Origin of the sequence: Klebsiella sp. D5A (assembly GCF_001620885.1) — a bacterium.
Taxonomy (GTDB): domain Bacteria; phylum Pseudomonadota; class Gammaproteobacteria; order Enterobacterales; family Enterobacteriaceae; genus Klebsiella; species Klebsiella variicola.
Genome location: NZ_LOAR01000043.1, coordinates 1 through 1,212 on the forward strand (window position 1 = coordinate 1; position 1,212 = coordinate 1,212).

The 1,212-nt window shown below is 55.1% G+C and carries 1 protein-coding gene and 1 pseudogene; both read left to right on the forward strand.

Annotated features, from left to right (window positions below):
- On the forward strand, positions 1 to 928 hold a 928-nt coding region (locus AS136_RS25910), incomplete at its 5' end, for a phage tail tip fiber protein (protein ID WP_148718846.1).
- A gap of 61 nt (positions 929 to 989) precedes the next feature.
- Positions 990 to 1,212: pseudogene (locus tag AS136_RS27790) on the forward strand (tail fiber domain-containing protein); the annotation flags it as partial.

Below are 1,212 nucleotides of genomic sequence, written 5' to 3' on the forward strand. Positions count from 1 at the left end.
GGCGCTGGCAACGCAGCAGACGACCCTGACATCCAGTGTCGGGGATCTCGGCGCTTCCGTTCAGAACACCGCCAAAACCGTGGCGGATGTGAATGGTACGGTGAGTTCGCTGTGGTCGATGAAGGTTGAGACGGTTAACGGGAAGAATGTTGGCGCGGGGATTACGCTGGGCAGCAATGGTGAAACGAGCGACATGATCCTCTACGCCGACCGGTTCTCGCTGTTTAACCGTAACAATGCGACGGCAGTTCCGGTGATGATTGCCGAAGGCAATGAACTGTATATCGATACGGCACGTATCAAAAACAGTTCCCTGACCACTGCCAAAATTGCGGACGGTTCCATCACGAATGCGAAGATCGGCAACGTCATCCAGTCAAACGACTATGTCGACGGGTCACGCGGCTGGAGCATCAACAAGGATGGTGGGGCGCAGTTCAACAATGGGATCTTCCGTGGTCACATTGAGGCGGCAAGCGGCAAGTTCAAAGGCACCCTGGAAGCTCAGTCATTTATCGGTGATATCGCAGTAGCTCGCCGCTACGATGATATGGCTTTCCGCCGCAACCAGACTGTTCAGCGTAACGGGGCATACCAGAACCGTGGATATGGGATGACGATTGTTCTGTCGTGTACACTGGTTTACCACCTCACTGGCGCGGGCAATGTCCAGCAGTCGTATTCCGTTGATATCACGTTCAACATTGGCGGGCAGGAAGTAACGCGTCGCTTCTTTGCCAACGCCGGCGGTTTCCAGGCTGGCGACTTCACTCAGGAATTCCGCTTCGCTGCTGATCTGCTGGCTGATAACAACAATGTCAGCTTCTTTATCAAGGCGCGCGGCAACGATGCTTCGATTGACTATAGCTGCTCGATCCAGAACATCACCGCCACGGCGTTCCGTACAAACAGCAACTCATTCAGCTAACAGAGGCCCCGCAAGGGGCCTTTTCTTTTTCCAGGGATAATCATCCAGGAGGAACTTTATTATGGCGATGTATGAAGTCGGCACCGTCACGGGCGCAGCATCTCAGGCGCGGGTGACAGGAGCGACAACAAAGTGGTCACAGGTGGCGCTGGGGATACAGCCGGGGTCGATTCTGGTGGTCTACCGCAGCGGTAGTGCTGACCTGTATNTGACACGCAGCTGACGCTGACCCGGCATATCACCACCGCATTTTCCGGCGCCAGTTACGGCATTATAACCGCTGA